Below are 16,420 nucleotides of genomic sequence, written 5' to 3'. Positions count from 1 at the left end.
CGAACACTTCCGAGTTCCTTCCGCATGACGCAACCACTGCCGCCGCCGGACAAACATGAAGACCGTGATGGTGCGCCGGGCCTGAACTGGGCCCGCATCGCCGGCATCTCCTTCGTCATCGCGGTCCATGCCGCGGCGCTGCTGCTGCTGTTGGCGCCGGTCACGCCGCCGGGATCGGAGAAGCAGGAAGAAGATGTCACGCGCGTGGTGTTCATCGAACCGCCACCACCACCACCGCCGCCGCCGCCGCCACCCCCGGACCAGCCGCCGAAGCAGATCAAGATGACGCCGACGCCGCCGACGCCGCAGCCGCCGTTGCCGCCGCCGCCGGAACCGCCGGTGGTGTTCGACGAACCCTCGCCGATGGATACGCAGGCGCCGCCGCCGGCACCGCCGGCGCCCAAGCCGCCGCCGGGACCCTCGTACAACGCGAACGATCTGCGTGCCAGCGTTTGTTCCAAGCCGGGCATGGGCTCGCTGGTGCGTGCGCTGATGCAATCGGGCGCAACCACTGCGGACATGTCCTTGCGGCTGGCCTTCACCGCCGATGGTTCGGTGACCACCGTGAGCATCGCCAAGAGCAGTCGTAATCGCGATCTCGATCGCGCGGCCCAAAGCTGGGCCCGGGGCATCAAGATGTGCCCGGGCATGGCGGGCGAAGGCATCCTGCCTTTCTCCTTCTCCACGAATTAGCGGGAAAAGTACGAGAACCAAGCGTTAAGCGGTAATAGCGTTCCAAGTATCGAAGTTGGCCATAAACATCCACTACAAAAGGTAAGCGTCATGCTGCAGGAATCCACTCAAGCCGCTGCTGCGACCGGGGGCAATGCCGCCGCCGCATTGACGCAGATGGGCGTCGACCATCTGCTCGGCGAGATGACCTCCAACCCCGGTGCCTATGCGGTTTCCTGGGCGGTGCTCATCACGCTGACCATCATGTCCGCGATGTCGATCTACTGGATCGTCATCAACTTCTTCAAGAACGTCAGCCTGCGCCGCAGCGCCGACCGCGTGGTCAGCTCGTTCTGGGAAACCCCGAACGCGCAGGACGCGATCCGCTTCATGGAGGAGCAGAAGAAGTCCGAGCCGTTCTCCAAGATCGCGCTCGATGCCGCGCAGGCCGCCGCGCACCACCAGCGCCACGAGGGCTCGCGCCTGGTCGAGTCGCTGAACCGGTCCGAGTTCGTCGACCGCGCGCTGCGCCAGGCCGTGACCCGCGAATCGATGAACCTCGAGTCCGGCCTGACGGTGCTCGCCACCGTCGGTTCGACCGCGCCGTTCGTCGGCCTGCTCGGCACGGTGTGGGGCATCTACGGTGCGCTGATCCGCATCGGCGCCACCGGCCAGGCCTCGATCGACGCGGTTGCCGGCCCGGTGGGCGAGGCGCTGATCATGACCGCGCTCGGCCTGTTCACGGCGATCCCGGCGGTGCTGGCGTACAACTTCTTCACCCGCCTGAACCGCGTGACGAACAACAAGTTCGACACCTTCGCGCACGACCTGCACGACTTCTTCGCCACCGGCGCCCGCGTCGGCGAAGTCCCGGTCAAGCGCTAAGCCCCGAACGGAGCCAGGACCATGGCCTTCAGTACAGGTAACGACAGCGGCGGACCGATGTCCGAGATCAATGTCACGCCCCTCGTGGACGTGATGTTGGTGTTGCTGATCATCTTCATGATCACGGCACCCCTGATGTCGCACAAGATCAAGGTCGAGCTGCCGCAGGCCAACCTGGACAAGAAGAACGAGGCGGTGCCACCCACGCCGCCGGTGACCGTCACCGTCAAGGACGACGGCTCGCTGTACTGGAACGATGCGCCGATCACCAAGGACCTGCTGGAAAGCCAGTTGTCCGTGGAAGCGCAGAAGACCCCGCAGCCCGAGGTCAACCTGCGCGGCGACAAGGTCACCAAGTACCGCAGCATCCGCGAAGTGGTCGACATGGCCCAGGCGCAGGGCATCCGCAAGGTGGGCTACGTCGCCACCCGCGAACGCCCGAACTGACGGAGAACACGAATGGCATTCAGTACCGGTGGCTCCGGCGGGCCGATGGCCGACATCAACGTCACGCCCCTCGTGGACGTGATGCTGGTGCTGCTGATCATCTTCATGGTGACGGCCCCGATCATGTCCTACCCGATCGACATCGACCTTCCGCAGAAATCCGTCACCCCGCCGGAGATCCAGAAGAACCCGCCGGATCCGATCAAGCTCCGCATCGATGCCGCCAACCAGATCTTCTGGAACGACAGCCCGGTGCCATTGTCGGCATTGCGCAACATGATGGACGCCGAGGTCGAGCGCGATCCGACCAACCAGCCGGTGTTGCAGATCAACGCAAACGACGATTCCGATTACGGCATCCTGGCCAAGGTGCTGGCGACTGCGCGCAACGCGCAGATGCAGAAGATCGGCTTCGTCAAGGAATAACCGTCGGCGGCGCACTGCAGCGCGCCGCGACGCTTGCCTTTTACGCTTTCGAGCCGCCCCACGAGGGCGGCTTCTTTTTTAGCTTGCTTCACGCCGCCGCCACGCCGGCAGGCCTAGACCGGAAGCGCGGAAGTCTCCGCCAACAAGGGGAACGCCATGGCCTTTGCGAACCGCGACGCGGCCCTGCCGGTGGCCGCGATCAACATCACCCCGCTGGTCGACGTGCTGCTGGTGTTGCTCGTGATCTTCATGGTCACCGCCCCGGTGCTGGCGCGCAGTATCGATGTCCGATTGCCGCAATCCGTCGACAAGGCGCCAAAACCCGCGTTGCAACTGCAGCTGCGCGTCGACGCGGCGGGCGGCTACTGGCTGGACAACGCAGCAATCGAACGAAGCGCGCTGGTCGCCGCCTTACGCGCCGCCACAGAACGCGATCCCGGCCTGCAATTGGTGCTGCGCAGCGACGACGACGGCGACTACCAAGGCTTCGTGTCCGCGCTGTCCGCCGCGCGCGAAGCCGGCATCCAGGGCATCGCCACGCCGCGCTGAGCCTAGGCGCCCGAGAGGATCCGCAGGTAGGCGCGCACGGTTGCGTCCAGCCCGGCGTACAGCGCTTCATCGATCAAGGCATGGCCGATCGACACTTCGGCCACGCCCGGTACCGCCGCGAGGAAGGCGCCAAGGTTGGCTTGGCTGAGGTCGTGGCCGGCGTTCACGCCCAGCCCTGCAGCCTGCGCGAGCCGCGAGGTCTCGGCGCAGGCCGCAAGTGCTGCCTGTGCACTTTCCGCGGCGAAGGCTTGGGCGAACGGCCCGGTATAGAGCTCGATGCGATCAGTTCCGGTTCCTGCGCCAGCGGCGACATCGCAACCGGCGTCGGCGAACAGGCTGACCCGGCAACCGAGATCGTGCAGTGATGCGACCAGCGGGCGAAGGGCCTCGCCATCGCGTTCGAAATCGAAGCCGTGGTCCGAGGTGAGCTGCGCATCGCCATCGGGTACCAGCGTCGCCTGGGCGGGGCGCGCCTGCCCGCACAGCGCGAGGAATCCGGGATAGCCCGGTCGCGGCGGCGCGAACGGATTGCCTTCGAGGTTGAATTCGACGCCACGTTCGCGACACAACGCGGACAGCGCCAGTACGTCTTCGTGTCGGACATGGCGTGCGTCCGGGCGCGGATGCACGGTGATGCCGTGCGCGCCGGCATCGAGGCAGGCGCGTGCCGCGCGCACCACGTCGGGGGCATCGCCTCCGCGCGAATTGCGCAGCACCGCGATCTTGTTGACGTTGACGCTGAGGAGGGTCATCGGGCGGTTCCGCCCGCGCTTATTCCGCGGAGGACGTGGACGACGATGCGTCGCGGCCGGCCGCCTGGGCCAGGCGGCGCGCTTCGGCCTGTTCGCGCAGGCGCCGGAGTTCCATCGGGTCGACGATCATCGAGGCATCTCGGCTACCGGCCTCGACCCGTCGGGCGAGCAGACCCAGCACCCAGAACAGCAACAGCGCGAGCGCCGCCAGCAGGGCCAGCACCGTCAGGACGGTGGATTTGCTTACCAGCGCCAGTGCCAGCGCGGCGAGCGCGAGCAGCAGATACACCCACGGCATGGCCATCCTCCAGAGCTTGCGACAGGCAGCCAGTCTAGCTTGCCGTGGGCTACAACAGGGGCGAAGCGAGCCGTGCCAGCGCCTCGGGAAGGCGCGCAGCAAGCAGGGGCCGCGCGCGGTCGGCGCGCACGCGCGGGGCATGTGCGAATTCGGCCTCGACCAGGCGCTCCAGCTCGGCGGCGACGCCGCGGTCGCGGAACAGCGTCTGCACCTCGAAGTTCAGGCTGAAGCTGCGATGGTCGAAGTTGGCGCTGCCGATCATGGCGAAATCGTCGTCGACCAGCAGCGCCTTGCTGTGCAGCATGCGCGGCCCGTATTCGTACACCTTCACGTTTGCCGCTAGCAGTTCGTCGAAGTAGGAACGCGCGGCGTAGGTCACCGAACGGCTGTCGCTCATCTTCGGCACCATCACCCGCACGTCGAGTCCGCCCAGCGCAGCCGAGGTCAGCGCCATCATCGCCGCCTCGCCCGGCACGAAGTACGGCGTGGTCAGCCACACCCGCCGGTTGGCGGCATGGATCGCGGACACGTACATGCGATGGATCGCTTCCCACGAGGAATCCGGCCCGGAGACCAGGACCTGCGCGTCGATCGCGCCCGGCGACGCCGGCGGCATTGCGCGCGCCACCGATGAAATGAAGTCGCGGCTGTGCGTCGCGTAGGCCCAGTCCTCGACGAAGGTCAGCTGCAGCGCCCGCACGACGTCGCCGGTGATGCGCATGTGCAGGTCGCGGTAGGCGTCCGCGCGCAACGCGTCGTTTTCCTCGTCGGTGACGTTGATGCCGCCGGTGTAGCCGATGGCGCCGTCGATCACCACGATCTTGCGGTGCGTGCGCATGTTGATCCAGGTGCGCGTCCAGATGCGGCCGAAGCGCGCCGGATGGAACCACGCGAGTTCGCCGCCGGCATCGAGCAGCGGCTGGAAGAAGCGGCGCTTCGCCTTCGACGAGCCGAGCGCATCCAGCAGCAACCGCACCTTCACCCCGGCGCGGGCGCGTTCCGCGAGCGCGTCGCGCACCATCGTGCCGGTGCGGTCGGGCGAATAGATGTAGTACTCGAGGTGGATGTGGTCGCGGGCGTTGCGGATGTCTTCCAGCAAGGCGGGATACGTGGCGCTGCCGTCCTGCAACAGGCGCACGGTGGTCGCGGTCGAGGGTGGCAGGTGCGAGGTCGCGTGGCCGAGCCGGGCGAGTTCCACGCTGGCTTCATCCATTGCGTGTTCCTGCGCGTGCGGCAAATCGACGCGGTTGCGCGAACGACGCAGTCGGTGCCGCTTCAGTTTCTGCGGACCGAAGACCAGGTACACGAGGAAGCCGAGGTAGGGCAGGGCGGCGAGGCTGAACAGCCAGCTGATCGTCGCCACCGGTTCGCGCTTCTGCAACACGATCCACAGGCCGAGTCCGAACAGGTAGATCGCCCAGCCGGCGGCGAGCCAGGCGCGGATGTGCGGCACGGCCCAGAACGCATGCCAGGTTTCGTGCAACGCGGCGAGCATCGGCGGGTTCCGTCGTCGCGCGGTCTGCGACGCCTGCCTCGTAGGCTAGCCGCATGCCGCTCGAACGCAAGACCGCACGGCCGCAGGCGAACGCGATCAAGGGTCGTGGTGCCGCATCGTGGGTGCCGGGCCGCTACGAAAAACGGCAAGTCGAAGGCGAGGACGACGGTTGGGATACGCTCTACGCCGAAGACGACTTCACGCCCGATCCGCGCCCGGAAACCCGCGTCACCGAGGAGCGCGCGCGCAGCATCATCAGCCGCAACCAGTCGCCGGACATCGGGTTTTCGCAATCGGTGAATCCGTATCGCGGCTGCGAGCACGGCTGCGTGTACTGCTTCGCGCGGCCGTCGCACGCTTACCTCGACCTGTCGCCCGGCCTCGATTTCGAAACCCGGCTGTTCGCGAAAACGAACGCGGCCGAACTCCTCCGCAAGGAACTGGCGAAACCCGGCTACGTGCCGCATCCGATCGCGCTCGGCATCAACACCGACGGCTACCAGCCGATCGAACGCGAACGACGGATCACGCGGGAATGCCTGGAAGCGCTGGCCGAGGCGCGGCATCCGGTCAGCCTGATCACCAAGTCCGCGCTGATCGCGCGCGACCTCGACCTGCTCGCGCCGATGGCGCGGCAGGGCCTCGTCTCCGTGATGCTGTCGGTGACCACGCTCGACAACAAGTTGTCTTCGCAACTGGAGCCGCGCGCGGCCGCACCGCACACGCGGATCAAGACGATTGCCGCATTGCACGAGGCCGGCGTCCCCGTCGGGGTACTGGTCGCGCCGATCATCCCGATGGTCACCGACAGGCACCTGGAACACATCCTCGAGGCCGCGCACGCAGCAGGTGCGCGTGCGGCGGGCTACGTGCTGCTGCGCCTGCCGCACGAACTCAAGCAGGTGTGGCGCGAATGGCTGGAACTGCACGTGCCCGAACGCGCCGGGCACGTGATGTCGCTGGTGCAGCAGATGCGGGGCGGCAAGGATTACGACAGCCGCTTCGGTACGCGCATGCGCGGCGAAGGCCCGTTCGCCGACCTCATCGCGATGCGTTTCGCCAAGGCGAGGAAGCGCCTCGGATTCCCCGACTTGCCGCCGCTGCGCAGAGACGCGTTCCGTGCGCCGAAGCTCGATTCGCCGCAGGGGGATCTGTTCTGACGGGATCAGGAATCGGTGAACTGAAGCTTCGCTTCGATCGACTGCACGGCGACGTGCGAAGGCAGCGTGCACGTCACCGACAGATTCAATGCGGTGCTGTACGGGATCGGCGCCCCGGCGGTGCCCCCGAAGTCGGACGCTTCCCATTTGAACAGGGCATAGCCCGCCGCGGGCACGGTCTGCGTCTTGGATGAGTACAGTACGCTGCTGTATCCGGTCAGTCCGCCGACGCCGGTACAGGTCATTTGATGCGTCTGGCCGTCCGTGGACGTGGCAAACATGGCGGCATAAAGCACGGTCGCGGATCCGGTCTTGCCGTCGGTGGCCTCGTATCCGCTCAGGCCGCAGATCACGAACTGGTTGCCGGAGCCCTCGTTGCGATAACCGTTCGCGCGCGGGCGGACCATGGTATCGGTGGTCGGAATGCTCAGCTGGCACGAGGAGGCGCCGTTGAATTCCAGATACCGGTTGTATGCGGCGGGCGCCGGGGAGGCGTAGACGCAACCGAGGATCAGGGTCGTGGCCAGGGCGATGCGATGGATCGAGGGCATGTCGGGTTCTCCGGAGTAATGGTCGCCAACAGGCGCCTTCCTTTCATAACGGTGGCGGCGGGCGAGAACGGCCATGACCGGCGTTGCGAACGAGGTCCCCGACCGAAGCGGGGTTTAAGCGAAGAAGCGGGGCCTACCCGCATCAGAGAATGGATTCGTCGTTGTCGTAATCCGACTGGCATTCCGGATCCGCCGGGTAATCGGAGAGCCCGTCGTTGTCGTCGTCGAGGCCATCCCCGCACTGCGGGAGCGAATGCGGCATGCTGCCGTCGTTGCTGTCGATGTCTTTGTAGCCACGCTGTACGGCCAGGATCGAAACCCCTGGCGGCAGGACGCAGGTCACCGACAGCACGCCGCGTTGGTGGTCGTAATAACTGGGTGGGGCGCCGTTCGTGGTCAGACTCGTGGCAACGCCGGTTGCGGCGGTGTTCAGCGCGGGAAGGGTGACGTACTGGATGTTGGACAAGGTGTCCGGATAGCGGGCCACGGCCGTGCAGTTGGTGGTATGCGCATTGCCATCGAACGAGGCGAGGCTCAGCCCGATGTAGGTCGTATCGCCACCGAAACCATCGGCGTTCGCGACGTCCGCGCTGCAGATGACGAAGGCGTTGGCGGTGCCTTCGTTGCGGAAGCCGGTGGCCTTGGGCCGCACGCCTGTGTCGGTGGTCGGGATGCTGAGCGAGCAGGCATTGCCCGCGTCCTGGGTCAGGGTCTTGAGCACGGAGCCGGCGATGGCGGGGATTGGCGCGAGGGTGGCCCCCAGCAAGGTGGAGGCGATGGCGATCGGAATGGCGCGCATGCGGAATCCCCTGAAACGACGCGGATCGGTCGTCAACCCTTATGCGAAAAACCACCCCTGAAGCGGACATCGCCGCGCAAAAAAAGCGGAACCCCAGCCGGGCCGGGGTTCGCGCAGGAACACGACGCATTCAAGCGCCGACATTGTCGTCGTGGTATCCGGCCACGGTAATGATGGAGACGCCTGGCGGGAGCGTGCAGGTGACGGATGCGTTCCATCCGACCAGGCCCGTGGACGGGAAGTCGCTTGGCAAGAAGGAAATGTAAGCTGTGCCGCCGGCGGTGATGGAAACGGACTTCGTCGCATAGTCGCCAGTAGCCGTGCCGGCATAGCGATCCATGCCAGTGCAATCGAACGCATGCGCGGCACCATCGAAGGAAACGAAATTCACGACGAGCTTGGTGAACCCTGCGATGTCGGTATCGACGTCGAAGTTGCAGATCACGAAATTGTTGACCGTGCCTTCGTTTCGAAAGCCGGAGGCCTTGGGCCGGACGCCGGTATCGGTGGTCGGGATGCTCAGCATGCAGGCACCCGCGGGATTGCGGTTGGCGACCTTGGAGATGGTGGCGGCATGGGAAGGCGTCGTGGCCAACATTCCGCCCAGCAGGAAGACGGGGGCGGCGGCGAGCAGGAGGGTGCGCATGAGGATTCCCGTGGAAGCGACGCGGATCGGCCGTCATCTCCCATGCGTAAAACCGCCCCGCAAGCGGACATGCCCGGGCAAAAAAGCGAAACCCCGGCCGGGGCCGGGGCTCGAGGAACCAGCGTCGCGAAACGATCAATTGCCGACGTCGATGATTCCCTGCGATTCGAATCCCTGCAGCGCCACGTTCGGCGGCAGCGTGCAAGTCACGGAGAGGTTCAGCCCGCCCGCGATCACCTCGCCTTCGGTGCCGCCGAAATCCGCGGCCGCCCACGACTGCGTGCCGACGCCCGACGACGGCACGGTCACGGTCTTCGCGGAGTAGTACGGGCCATCGAAACCCGCCAGGCCGGTGACGCCGGTGCAGGTCATGCTGTGTGCCTGGCCGTCCACCGATGTCGCGAGCAGGGTCGTCGACATCACGGTGTCGTTTTCGTAACCGCCCATGCCGCAGATCACGAACTGGTTGCTGGTGCCTTCGTTGCGGTAGCCGTTGGCGCGCGGCCGTACCTTGGTATCCGTGGTGGGGACGCTCAGCTGGCAGGCATCGGCGGCGGGGAATTCATAGGTCTTGGCCTGGGTCGCTGCGCGCGCAGGCAGGGCCAGGGAGCCCGCAACGAGCGCGCAGGCAAGCATGGAAACACAAACGTTCGAAGGCATATGCACGCTTCCTCAGTTGCCGACGTCGATCAGCTGTTCGGATTCGAATCCCTGCAGCGCCACGTTCGGCGGCAAGGTGCAGGTCACCGACAGGTTCATGCCGGAGTCGATCGGCGCGCCTTCGTCGGCACCGAAATCCTCGGCGCCCCAGGTTGCGAAGGAATATCCGGACGCCGCGACGGAAACGGTCTTGGTCGAGTAAAGCGGGCCGCTTTCGGAACCGGTCAGGCCGGTGACGCCGGTGCACGACATGTCGTGTTGCGCCCCGTCCATCGAGGTGTACAGCAGCGCCATGTACAACACCGTGCCTTTTTCGTAACCGCCCATGCCGCAGATCACGAACTGGTTGCTGGTGCCTTCGTTGCGGTAGCCGTTGGCGCGCGGCCGTACCTTGGTGTCCGTGGTGGGGACGCTCAGCTGGCAGGCGTCGGCGGCGGAGAACTCATAGACCTTGTCCTGGGTGACGGCGGTCGCCGCGGGCGCCGCGGCCAATCCGGCGGCAAGCGAGAAGGCGGCGAGGCCGCTTTTCACGAAATGCACGGAATTCCTCCGATGGTGCTGTGCATGGCGGAGGCGCGAGGATAGCGGAAAGCGCCGTGGGGATTGTTCACTGCGCGCAAACGAAAACCCCGGCATCGGCCGGGGCCGGGCCGCGCGGGGCGGATCCGTCAGGGCACCGAATCTTCGTCGTCGTGGTTGCTCCACAAAGTCAGGATGGCGACGCCCGGAGGCAAGGTGCAGGTGATCGACTGGCCCCAGGGGTACAGGTCGTAGGTCTCCGGGTCGGTATCGTCGACGGTGAAGGGGGCCGCGACGCCGTTCGCGGCGGTGGTAACCGATTTCGTCAGGTACTGGCCCGCCTGTTCGTCCGCATACCGGCTCATCGCGGTGCAGTTGAAGGTATGCGCAGCGCCATCGAACGAGGCGAGTCGCAATTCGATGTTGTTGTAGCCGGGATCCGTGGAATCGAGGTCGAAGCCGCAGATCACGAAGACGTTCGTGGTGCCCTCGTTGCGAAAGCCGGTCGCCTTGGGCCGCGCCTTGGTATCGATGCTGGGAATGCTGAGCGTGCAGGAAGTGGCGGCGTTCTGGGTATGGGTCTTGTTGACGAAGCCTGCGTGCGCCGGCATCGCGAACAGGCTCGCGAAGGCGGCGGTTGCGGCGAGGAAAGCGAAAGACGTACGCATGCGGATACCTCTGTTGGAAATTGGACATGGGGTGGAACGGAAACACCCGGGACAACGCCCGCCTTGCCCGGGAGCGGCCAATCGCCCGGGAACAAGTCGACCATCACCACGTTCGGAACGCCGCGCTCAAGGGTCTCCATCCACGTCGTTCTGCCCCGCTGCGACGCCGATGATCGCCATGCCCGGGGGCAGGAGACAGGTAAAGGATTGGGCCTGGTGCTTGAGGTCGTAGACCTCCGGATCGTAATCGTTGTCTTCCACGCTGACATCGAAGAACCCGGGGATGCCGGGGTTGCCAATGACGACAGTCTCGGAAAGGAATTGGGGCGAAGAAACGGAAGCGGTGTTGCTCACCGCGGTGCAATCGAAGGAATGCCCCTTTCCGTCGAAGGACTTGAAGGTGAGCATGATCCAGTTGAACCCGTCCACGTTGGAAAAATTATCGATGCCGCAGATGACGAAGGCATTCGTCGTGCCTTCGTTGCGAAAGCCCAGGGCCTTGGGCCGAACCCGGGTGTCGGTCGTTGGAATGCTGAGGGTGCAGGCAGTGGCCGGATCCTGCGTGTGCGTCTTGGCGATGGTTGCGGCATGCGCAACGAACGCGGGCCATGCGCCGATTGCGAGGGCGGCGAAAAAGGTCAAAGTACGCATGCGTCCAACCCTCCCTTGGCGTTCGTTGTTTGCATGGAATCCATTCTGCGCCGTTTACCAAGGAACGGATGCTTCCCCCGGGCTGGCGGAATGCCCCGCTCCGCCACGGCGGAAACGCGCGCGGTATTTCCCTGCCGGGCGCGTCGCTAGAGGGCAAGCGCCTGCCGCGGGAGAGAAGCGGACAGGGCAAGGCTTCGGCTCCCGGGCGGGACCACGAACCAGGCCTGCCCCGGAACGGCAGCAAGCGCCTGCCCGGGGCTACCGGAGCGGAGTCGTGCGGCGGTGCGCTTGCAGCGCGATGGCAGGATTGCATGGTATCGGCGTTCACGCCACGTCGACACAAGACATCGCATGCCGGCCTAGACTGCGACGCTCGACGAGCCGCGTCCGACGCCGTGACCTTGCACAACGCCCCAGCCAGCACATCGTCCGACATGGACCGGTTCCAGCGGGTGATGGAATCGTCCGGCGTCGGCATGGCGATCGTGGACCTGGATGGCCGCATCGCGCAGGCCAACCCCGCGCTGGCGGCGATGCTCGGCACCACGCCCGAGGAACTCGCGGGCCGCGGCGTGCGCGAGTTCACCCATCCCGACGACCTGGACCTGACCGAGCGCCTGTTTGCCGACCTGCTCGAGGGCCGTTGCTCCAGCCTGGGCGCGGAGAAGCGTTATCTCCTTCCCGACGGGCGCGTGGTCGACATCCGCCTCGACACCACGCTGTTGCGCGATGCCGGCGGGCAGCCGCTGTATTTCCTGTCGCAGGTGACCGACGTCAGCGAGCAGCGCCACGCCGAACGCGAACTGCAGGCGATGAACGCGAACCTCGAGGCGCACGTCGCCGCGCGCACGCGCGACCTGGAGATCGTGTGTGAAGACCTCCGGCGCTTCGCCTACGGCGTGTCGCACGACCTGCGCGCGCCGCTGCGCAGCATCGCCGGCTTCGCGAAACTGCTTGACGACCACGCCGGCGACGGGCTCGACGAACAAGGCCGCGACCACCTGCGCCGCATCCGCGAGGCGGCGGCGCAGATGGAGGGACTGATCGGCAGCCTGCAGGAACTGTCGCAAGTGATGCGCGGCGAATTCCGTTCCGAACCGGTCGACATCAGCCTGCTCGCCGACTGGGCCGGCGCCGAATTGCAGGATGCCGAACCGCACCGCGCCGCGACCATCGAGGTGCAGCAGGGCCTGGTCGCGCGTGGCGACGAGCGCGCGCTGAAGCAGTTGTTCACCGCGCTGCTGCACAATGCGTGGAAGTTCTCGCGCGAACGCGAACGCGTGCGGATCGAGGTCGGTGGCACGCGCGACGGCGACGTGTTGCGCATCGAAGTCCGCGACCATGGCATCGGCTACGACCCGCGCTACGCCGACAAGCTGTTCCAGCCGTTCCAGCGCCTGCATGGCGCGGCCGAAGGCGCGGGCAACGGCCTCGGCCTCGCGATCGCGCAACGCATCGTCGAGCGCCACGGCGGCCGCATTTCCGCCCGCTCCGAACCCGGCGCGGGCGCGACCATCGCCATCGAACTCCCGGCCGGAGACCTGGACTGATGCAAAAGGAAATCCTGCTGGTCGAGGACAACCCCGACGACGTCGAACTGACCCGCATCGCGTTCGAGGAAGCCAAGGTCGCGAACCTGCTGCAGGTGGTCAACGACGGCGCCGAGGCGCTCGACTACCTGTTCGCGCGCGGCAAGCACGCCGACCGCGACCCGGCGAACCTGCCGTCGCTGGTGCTGCTCGACCTCAACCTACCGAAGGTGGACGGACGCGAGGTGCTGCAGGCGATCCGCGCGAACCAGGCCACGCATACGCTGCCGGTGGTGGTGCTGACCACCAGCGCCGAGCCGTTCGACGTCGATTCCACCTACGCGCTCGGGGTCAACAGCTACATCCGCAAGCCGGTCGACTTCGAACAGTTCGTGTGGGCGGTGAAGCAGGTCGGGCTGTACTGGCTGGTGCTCAACGAAACGCCCGACGCGAATGCATGAAGCATCAACTTGCGAATGGGTGTCGGTGTGAATGCTTTCAGCGCCTTTGGCTGAAAGGCTTCGGTGAATGCTTGAGAAAATAGGTCAGCAATGCCAAAAACAATCCGTAAAGGATGCTGACCGCGCCAGTTATGACGATGAATTCGGGAAGATTCCAGAATTCCATTGCGATGGCCATGCACAAGAAACCGACAAGCGCGGAGACGAGCATCAGGCCTATCGAGATGGACCACTGGACACGGTTGACGCGCAAGCATTTCTTGCACGTGAATGAAACCAGCGCCCAGCCGTCCGGGAAGCGTTCCCAGAGACTCGGATGAAGCGGGTTTCCGCAATGCACGCAATTCATCGGGTGTCAGCCTCGTCGACCTGACCGCGAATCAACTCGCTTCGGCGTGGTAACGCCCTGCGGCCTCGACCTCGTGCTTCGAACCGAGGAACACCGGCACGCGCTGGTGCAGTTGCGTCGGCGCGACTTCGAGGATGCGCCCGCGCCCGGTGCTGGCCGCGCCGCCGGCCTGCTCCACCAATAGCGCCATCGGGTTGGCTTCGTACATCAGGCGCAGGCGTCCGCCCTTCGCCACGCATTTCGCATCGAGCGGATACATGAACACGCCACCGCGCGTCAGGATGCGGTGCACGTCCGCGACCATCGACGCAACCCAGCGCATGTTGAAATCCTTGCCGCGCGGGCCGGTCTTGCCGGCGAGCAGGTCGGCGACGTAGCGCTGCACCGGCGCTTCCCAATGGCGCTGATTGGAGGCGTTGATCGCGAATTCCTGCGTGTCCTCGGGGATGCGCACCTCGCGCTGGGTCAGCACGAAGCTGCCGAGCTCGCGATCCAGCGTGAAGAAATGCGTGCCGTGCCCGACCGTCAGCACCAGCACCGTGCTCGGCCCGTATACGCAGTAACCGGCCGCGACCTGCGCCGTGCCCGGCTGCAGGAAATGTTCGTCCGCCGGCGAGGTCACGCCCTCAGGGCAGCGCAGCACCGAGAAGATCGTTCCGACCGACACGTTGACGTCGATGTTCGACGAGCCATCGAGCGGATCGAACAGCAGCAAATAATTACCGCGCGGGTACACGTCGGGGATCGGCTGCGAATGCTCCATTTCCTCGGACGCGAGCCCGGCGAGGTGCCCGCCCCATGCGTTCGCCTCCAGCAGGATCTCGTTGCTGAGCACGTCGAGCTTCTTCTGCGCCTCGCCCTGGACGTTGATCGATCCGCCATCGGTGCCGGCATCGCCGAGCACGCCGCCGAGCGCGCCCTTGCCCACCGCCACCGAAATCGACTTGCAGGCGCGCGCGACGACCTCGATCAGCAGGCGCAGGTCCGGGCCTATGCGGCCGGCGCGCTGTTCCTCGATCAGGTAACGGGTCAGGGAAATCCGGTCTGGCGACATGGCGGGCGAGGGTGGGCGGCGGGATGCGCATTGTCGCCGATGCAGGCATGCCCCTGCTGACGCCACGCTGTCAGCGGGGCCGGCGCAGGCTGGCGTCTCCGCACGAGGAGACGCCCGCATGTGGTTGCACGAAAGCAGGATCGAGGTCGATGCGCCGGCAGCCGCGGTGTGGGCGCGGTTTGCGGACGTGGCCGGCTGGAAGCGCTGGAATGCCGGCGTCGCCGAATGCTCGCTGCACGGTGCGTTCGCCGATGGTGGCGAGTTCGACATGCGCCTGCCCGACGGCAGTGAATTCCGCAGCCGGTTGTTCGACGTGGTCGAAGGCCGCAGCTTCGCCGACGAAACGCAGGTCGGCGAACACCGCGTACGGGTCTGGCACCGGATCGATCCGCTCGACGTCGCGCGCTGCCGCGTCGCCTACCAGGCCGAAGTCGAGGGCCCGGACGCGGCCGGCGTCGGCAATGCAGTGACCGACGATTTCGGCGACGTGCTCGCCGCGCTCAAGCGCGACGTGGAGTTCGCCGCATGAAGCGCGATGGGCACCGCGATTTCGATTTCCTGCACGGTCGCTGGCAGGTGCGCAACGAACGCCTGCGCGAACGCCTCGCCGGTTGCACCGATTGGGAAACCTTCGACGCATGCGTGAACTGCCAGCCGCTGCCCGGCGGCCTCGGCAACCTCGAAACCCACGAGGCCGACTGGAACGGCGGTTACCGCGGGGTCGCGCTGCGCCTGTATGCGCCGGCGACACGGCGCTGGAGCATCCACTGGGCCAGCGACCGCAGCGGCGAACTGGAACCGCCGGTGCGGGGTGGTTTCGACCGCGATGTCGGCAGATTCCTCGGCGAAGACCGCCACGCCGGGCGCCTGGTGCGCGTGCGTTTCCTGTGGACGCGCATCGACGGCGACCACGCGCGCTGGGAACAGGCGTTCTCGGCCGACAACGGCGCGCATTGGGAAACCAACTGGTTCATGCATTTCACCCGCGAGGAGGCGATGCCATGAACATGCTGCGTGGCGTGCTGCCGCTTTTGATCACGCTGCTGGCGCCGCCATCGGCGAACGCCGTCGAAACCCCGGAGCCGACCGTGATGGAGCACCACGCCCACCCCGTTTACGAACTGCGCCAGTACACCTTGCATCCCCGCAAGCGCGACACGCTGATCGGCCTGTTCGAAGACCATTTCATCGAACCGCTGGAACGCGACGGCATGCAGGTGCCCGCGCATTTCCGCGACCTCGACAACGACGATCGCTTCGCATGGTTCCGGCGTTTCGACGACATGGAATCGCGCGGCCGCGCGCTGCCCGCGTTCTACCGCCAGGATCCGGTCTGGCAGCAATACCGCAACGACGCCAACGCCACGATGATCGATTCGGACAACGTGCTGCTGTTGCGCGAAGCGTGGCCGGGATCGGGCTTCGCCGCGCCTGTCGCGCCACGCCCGCCAATCGGTGCGACGCCGCGGTCGAAGGCGGTGGTCGTGGTCACGACCTACGCGCTGGTGAATCCGGTCGACGACGCCTTCATCGCGTTCTTCCGCGACACGCTGGCACCGCGCGCGCAGGCCGATGGCGCGCAACTGCGCGCGACCTTCGTCAGCGAGGAAAGCCCGAACAATTTCCCGCCGCTGCCGGTGCGCCCCGAGCACGTGCTGGTGTGGGTCGCGGCCTTCGCCGACGACGCGGCGTACGCGCGTTATCGCGAACGTGCTGCCAGCGATCCGCGCTGGGCCCGCGACATCGCGCCGACGTTGCAGCAACGCCTCATCTGGCCCGCCGACGTGCATCGGTTGCGCCCGGCCGCGCGTTCGCTGCTGCAGGATTGAGCGCGGGAGCCGGAGCGCGC

23 protein-coding genes are annotated in these 16,420 nt (G+C 66.2%); 12 read left to right on the top strand and 11 right to left on the bottom strand.

Going from position 1 to position 16,420, the window contains the following annotated elements; translation table 11 throughout:
• Window positions 1-24 precede the first annotated feature (24 nt).
• The 5 genes from FNZ56_RS13015 (at window position 25) to FNZ56_RS09255 (ending at window position 2,979) form a co-directional block, all read left to right on the top strand.
• Window positions 25-693 carry a TonB family protein gene (locus tag FNZ56_RS13015; protein ID WP_185970710.1) on the top strand — a complete coding sequence of 223 codons (669 nt, stop codon included), beginning with the start codon at window positions 25-27 and terminating at the stop codon, window positions 691-693.
• A 90-nt stretch (window positions 694-783) separates the two neighbouring features.
• Window positions 784-1,557, top strand: coding sequence for a MotA/TolQ/ExbB proton channel family protein (locus FNZ56_RS09270; RefSeq protein ID WP_143879567.1), 774 nt, complete (start codon window positions 784-786; stop codon window positions 1,555-1,557).
• A 21-nt stretch (window positions 1,558-1,578) separates the two neighbouring features.
• Window positions 1,579-2,004 (top strand): ExbD/TolR family protein, encoded by a 426-nt coding sequence (locus tag FNZ56_RS09265; RefSeq protein WP_143879566.1) that lies wholly within the window; start codon window positions 1,579-1,581, stop codon window positions 2,002-2,004.
• 12 nt (window positions 2,005-2,016) lie between these two features.
• Window positions 2,017-2,430, top strand: a complete 414-nt coding sequence (locus FNZ56_RS09260) for an ExbD/TolR family protein (RefSeq protein ID WP_143879565.1) — start codon at window positions 2,017-2,019, stop codon at window positions 2,428-2,430.
• A 156-nt stretch (window positions 2,431-2,586) separates the two neighbouring features.
• On the top strand, window positions 2,587-2,979 hold the full coding sequence (locus tag FNZ56_RS09255; RefSeq protein WP_143879564.1) for an ExbD/TolR family protein: 393 nt from the start codon (window positions 2,587-2,589) through the stop codon (window positions 2,977-2,979).
• 2 nt (window positions 2,980-2,981) lie between these two features.
• On the opposite strand, the gene FNZ56_RS09250 is transcribed toward FNZ56_RS09255, so the two are convergent.
• The 3 genes from FNZ56_RS09250 to cls are packed head-to-tail and all read right to left on the bottom strand — an operon-like array spanning window position 2,982 to window position 5,524.
• Window positions 2,982-3,731 (bottom strand): pyridoxine 5'-phosphate synthase, encoded by a 750-nt coding sequence (locus tag FNZ56_RS09250; RefSeq protein ID WP_143879563.1) that lies wholly within the window; start codon window positions 3,729-3,731, stop codon window positions 2,982-2,984.
• Between the two features lie 19 nt (window positions 3,732-3,750).
• Window positions 3,751-4,029 carry a hypothetical protein gene (locus tag FNZ56_RS09245; protein WP_143879562.1) on the bottom strand — a complete coding sequence of 93 codons (279 nt, stop codon included), beginning with the start codon at window positions 4,027-4,029 and terminating at the stop codon, window positions 3,751-3,753.
• Window positions 4,030-4,078: 49 nt separating this feature from the next.
• A complete protein-coding gene (gene cls / locus FNZ56_RS09240) occupies window positions 4,079-5,524 on the bottom strand; it encodes a cardiolipin synthase (RefSeq protein WP_143879561.1) in 1,446 nt (481 codons plus the stop codon).
• 53 nt (window positions 5,525-5,577) lie between these two features.
• Here cls and FNZ56_RS09235 point away from each other — a divergent pair, with 53 nt between their 5' ends.
• On the top strand, window positions 5,578-6,684 hold the full coding sequence (locus FNZ56_RS09235) for a PA0069 family radical SAM protein (RefSeq protein WP_143879560.1): 1,107 nt from the start codon (window positions 5,578-5,580) through the stop codon (window positions 6,682-6,684).
• A gap of 5 nt (window positions 6,685-6,689) precedes the next feature.
• Here FNZ56_RS09235 and FNZ56_RS09230 read toward each other — a convergent pair whose 3' ends face one another.
• The 7 genes from FNZ56_RS09230 to FNZ56_RS09200 form a co-directional block, all read right to left on the bottom strand.
• Entirely contained in the window at window positions 6,690-7,310 is a 621-nt protein-coding gene (locus tag FNZ56_RS09230; RefSeq protein ID WP_143879559.1) for a hypothetical protein, read from the bottom strand.
• A 67-nt stretch (window positions 7,311-7,377) separates the two neighbouring features.
• On the bottom strand, window positions 7,378-8,034 hold the full coding sequence (locus tag FNZ56_RS09225; RefSeq protein WP_143879558.1) for a hypothetical protein: 657 nt from the start codon (window positions 8,032-8,034) through the stop codon (window positions 7,378-7,380).
• Between the two features lie 130 nt (window positions 8,035-8,164).
• Window positions 8,165-8,680 (bottom strand): hypothetical protein, encoded by a 516-nt coding sequence (locus tag FNZ56_RS09220; RefSeq protein WP_143879557.1) that lies wholly within the window; start codon window positions 8,678-8,680, stop codon window positions 8,165-8,167.
• Between the two features lie 135 nt (window positions 8,681-8,815).
• Complete coding sequence (locus FNZ56_RS09215; protein ID WP_143879556.1) at window positions 8,816-9,340, bottom strand: hypothetical protein; 525 nt, start codon at window positions 9,338-9,340, stop codon at window positions 8,816-8,818.
• A 12-nt stretch (window positions 9,341-9,352) separates the two neighbouring features.
• On the bottom strand, window positions 9,353-9,880 hold the full coding sequence (locus tag FNZ56_RS09210; protein WP_143879555.1) for a hypothetical protein: 528 nt from the start codon (window positions 9,878-9,880) through the stop codon (window positions 9,353-9,355).
• Window positions 9,881-10,008: 128 nt separating this feature from the next.
• On the bottom strand, window positions 10,009-10,527 hold the full coding sequence (locus tag FNZ56_RS09205) for a hypothetical protein (RefSeq protein WP_143879554.1): 519 nt from the start codon (window positions 10,525-10,527) through the stop codon (window positions 10,009-10,011).
• Window positions 10,528-10,653: 126 nt separating this feature from the next.
• Window positions 10,654-11,178: a hypothetical protein gene (locus tag FNZ56_RS09200; protein WP_143879553.1), complete on the bottom strand. Its 525-nt coding sequence runs from the start codon at window positions 11,176-11,178 to the stop codon at window positions 10,654-10,656.
• 434 nt (window positions 11,179-11,612) lie between these two features.
• On the opposite strand from FNZ56_RS09200, the gene FNZ56_RS09195 reads away from it, so the two are divergent.
• The 3 genes from FNZ56_RS09195 to FNZ56_RS09185 all read left to right on the top strand — a co-directional run bounded on the left by FNZ56_RS09195 (window position 11,613) and on the right by FNZ56_RS09185 (window position 13,442).
• Window positions 11,613-12,728, top strand: a complete 1,116-nt coding sequence (locus tag FNZ56_RS09195; RefSeq protein ID WP_185970709.1) for a sensor histidine kinase — start codon at window positions 11,613-11,615, stop codon at window positions 12,726-12,728.
• A complete protein-coding gene (locus FNZ56_RS09190) occupies window positions 12,728-13,168 on the top strand; it encodes a response regulator (RefSeq protein WP_143879551.1) in 441 nt (146 codons plus the stop codon). Before FNZ56_RS09195 ends, FNZ56_RS09190 begins: the two co-directional genes overlap by 1 nt.
• 67 nt (window positions 13,169-13,235) lie before the next feature.
• The gene (locus FNZ56_RS09185; protein ID WP_143879550.1) at window positions 13,236-13,442 is read left to right on the top strand and encodes a hypothetical protein; all 207 of its coding nucleotides are present in this window, start codon (window positions 13,236-13,238) and stop codon (window positions 13,440-13,442) included.
• Window positions 13,443-13,548: 106 nt separating this feature from the next.
• On the opposite strand, the gene FNZ56_RS09180 is transcribed toward FNZ56_RS09185, so the two are convergent.
• On the bottom strand, window positions 13,549-14,571 hold the full coding sequence (locus FNZ56_RS09180; protein WP_143879549.1) for a class 1 fructose-bisphosphatase: 1,023 nt from the start codon (window positions 14,569-14,571) through the stop codon (window positions 13,549-13,551).
• A gap of 118 nt (window positions 14,572-14,689) precedes the next feature.
• Here FNZ56_RS09180 and FNZ56_RS09175 point away from each other — a divergent pair, with 118 nt between their 5' ends.
• The 3 genes from FNZ56_RS09175 to FNZ56_RS09165 are packed head-to-tail and all read left to right on the top strand — an operon-like array spanning window position 14,690 to window position 16,400.
• A complete protein-coding gene (locus FNZ56_RS09175; RefSeq protein WP_185970708.1) occupies window positions 14,690-15,100 on the top strand; it encodes an SRPBCC family protein in 411 nt (136 codons plus the stop codon).
• Window positions 15,097-15,576, top strand: a complete 480-nt coding sequence (locus FNZ56_RS09170; RefSeq protein WP_143879547.1) for a hypothetical protein — start codon at window positions 15,097-15,099, stop codon at window positions 15,574-15,576. Before FNZ56_RS09175 ends, FNZ56_RS09170 begins: the two co-directional genes overlap by 4 nt.
• The gene (locus FNZ56_RS09165; protein WP_143879546.1) at window positions 15,573-16,400 is read left to right on the top strand and encodes an NIPSNAP family protein; all 828 of its coding nucleotides are present in this window, start codon (window positions 15,573-15,575) and stop codon (window positions 16,398-16,400) included. Before FNZ56_RS09170 ends, FNZ56_RS09165 begins: the two co-directional genes overlap by 4 nt.
• Window positions 16,401-16,420: the final 20 nt, after the last annotated feature.

The organism is Lysobacter lycopersici (assembly GCF_007556775.1).
Classification (GTDB): Bacteria; Pseudomonadota; Gammaproteobacteria; order Xanthomonadales; family Xanthomonadaceae; genus Pseudoluteimonas; species Pseudoluteimonas lycopersici.
This window is presented reverse-complemented; position numbering and strand designations above follow the sequence as displayed.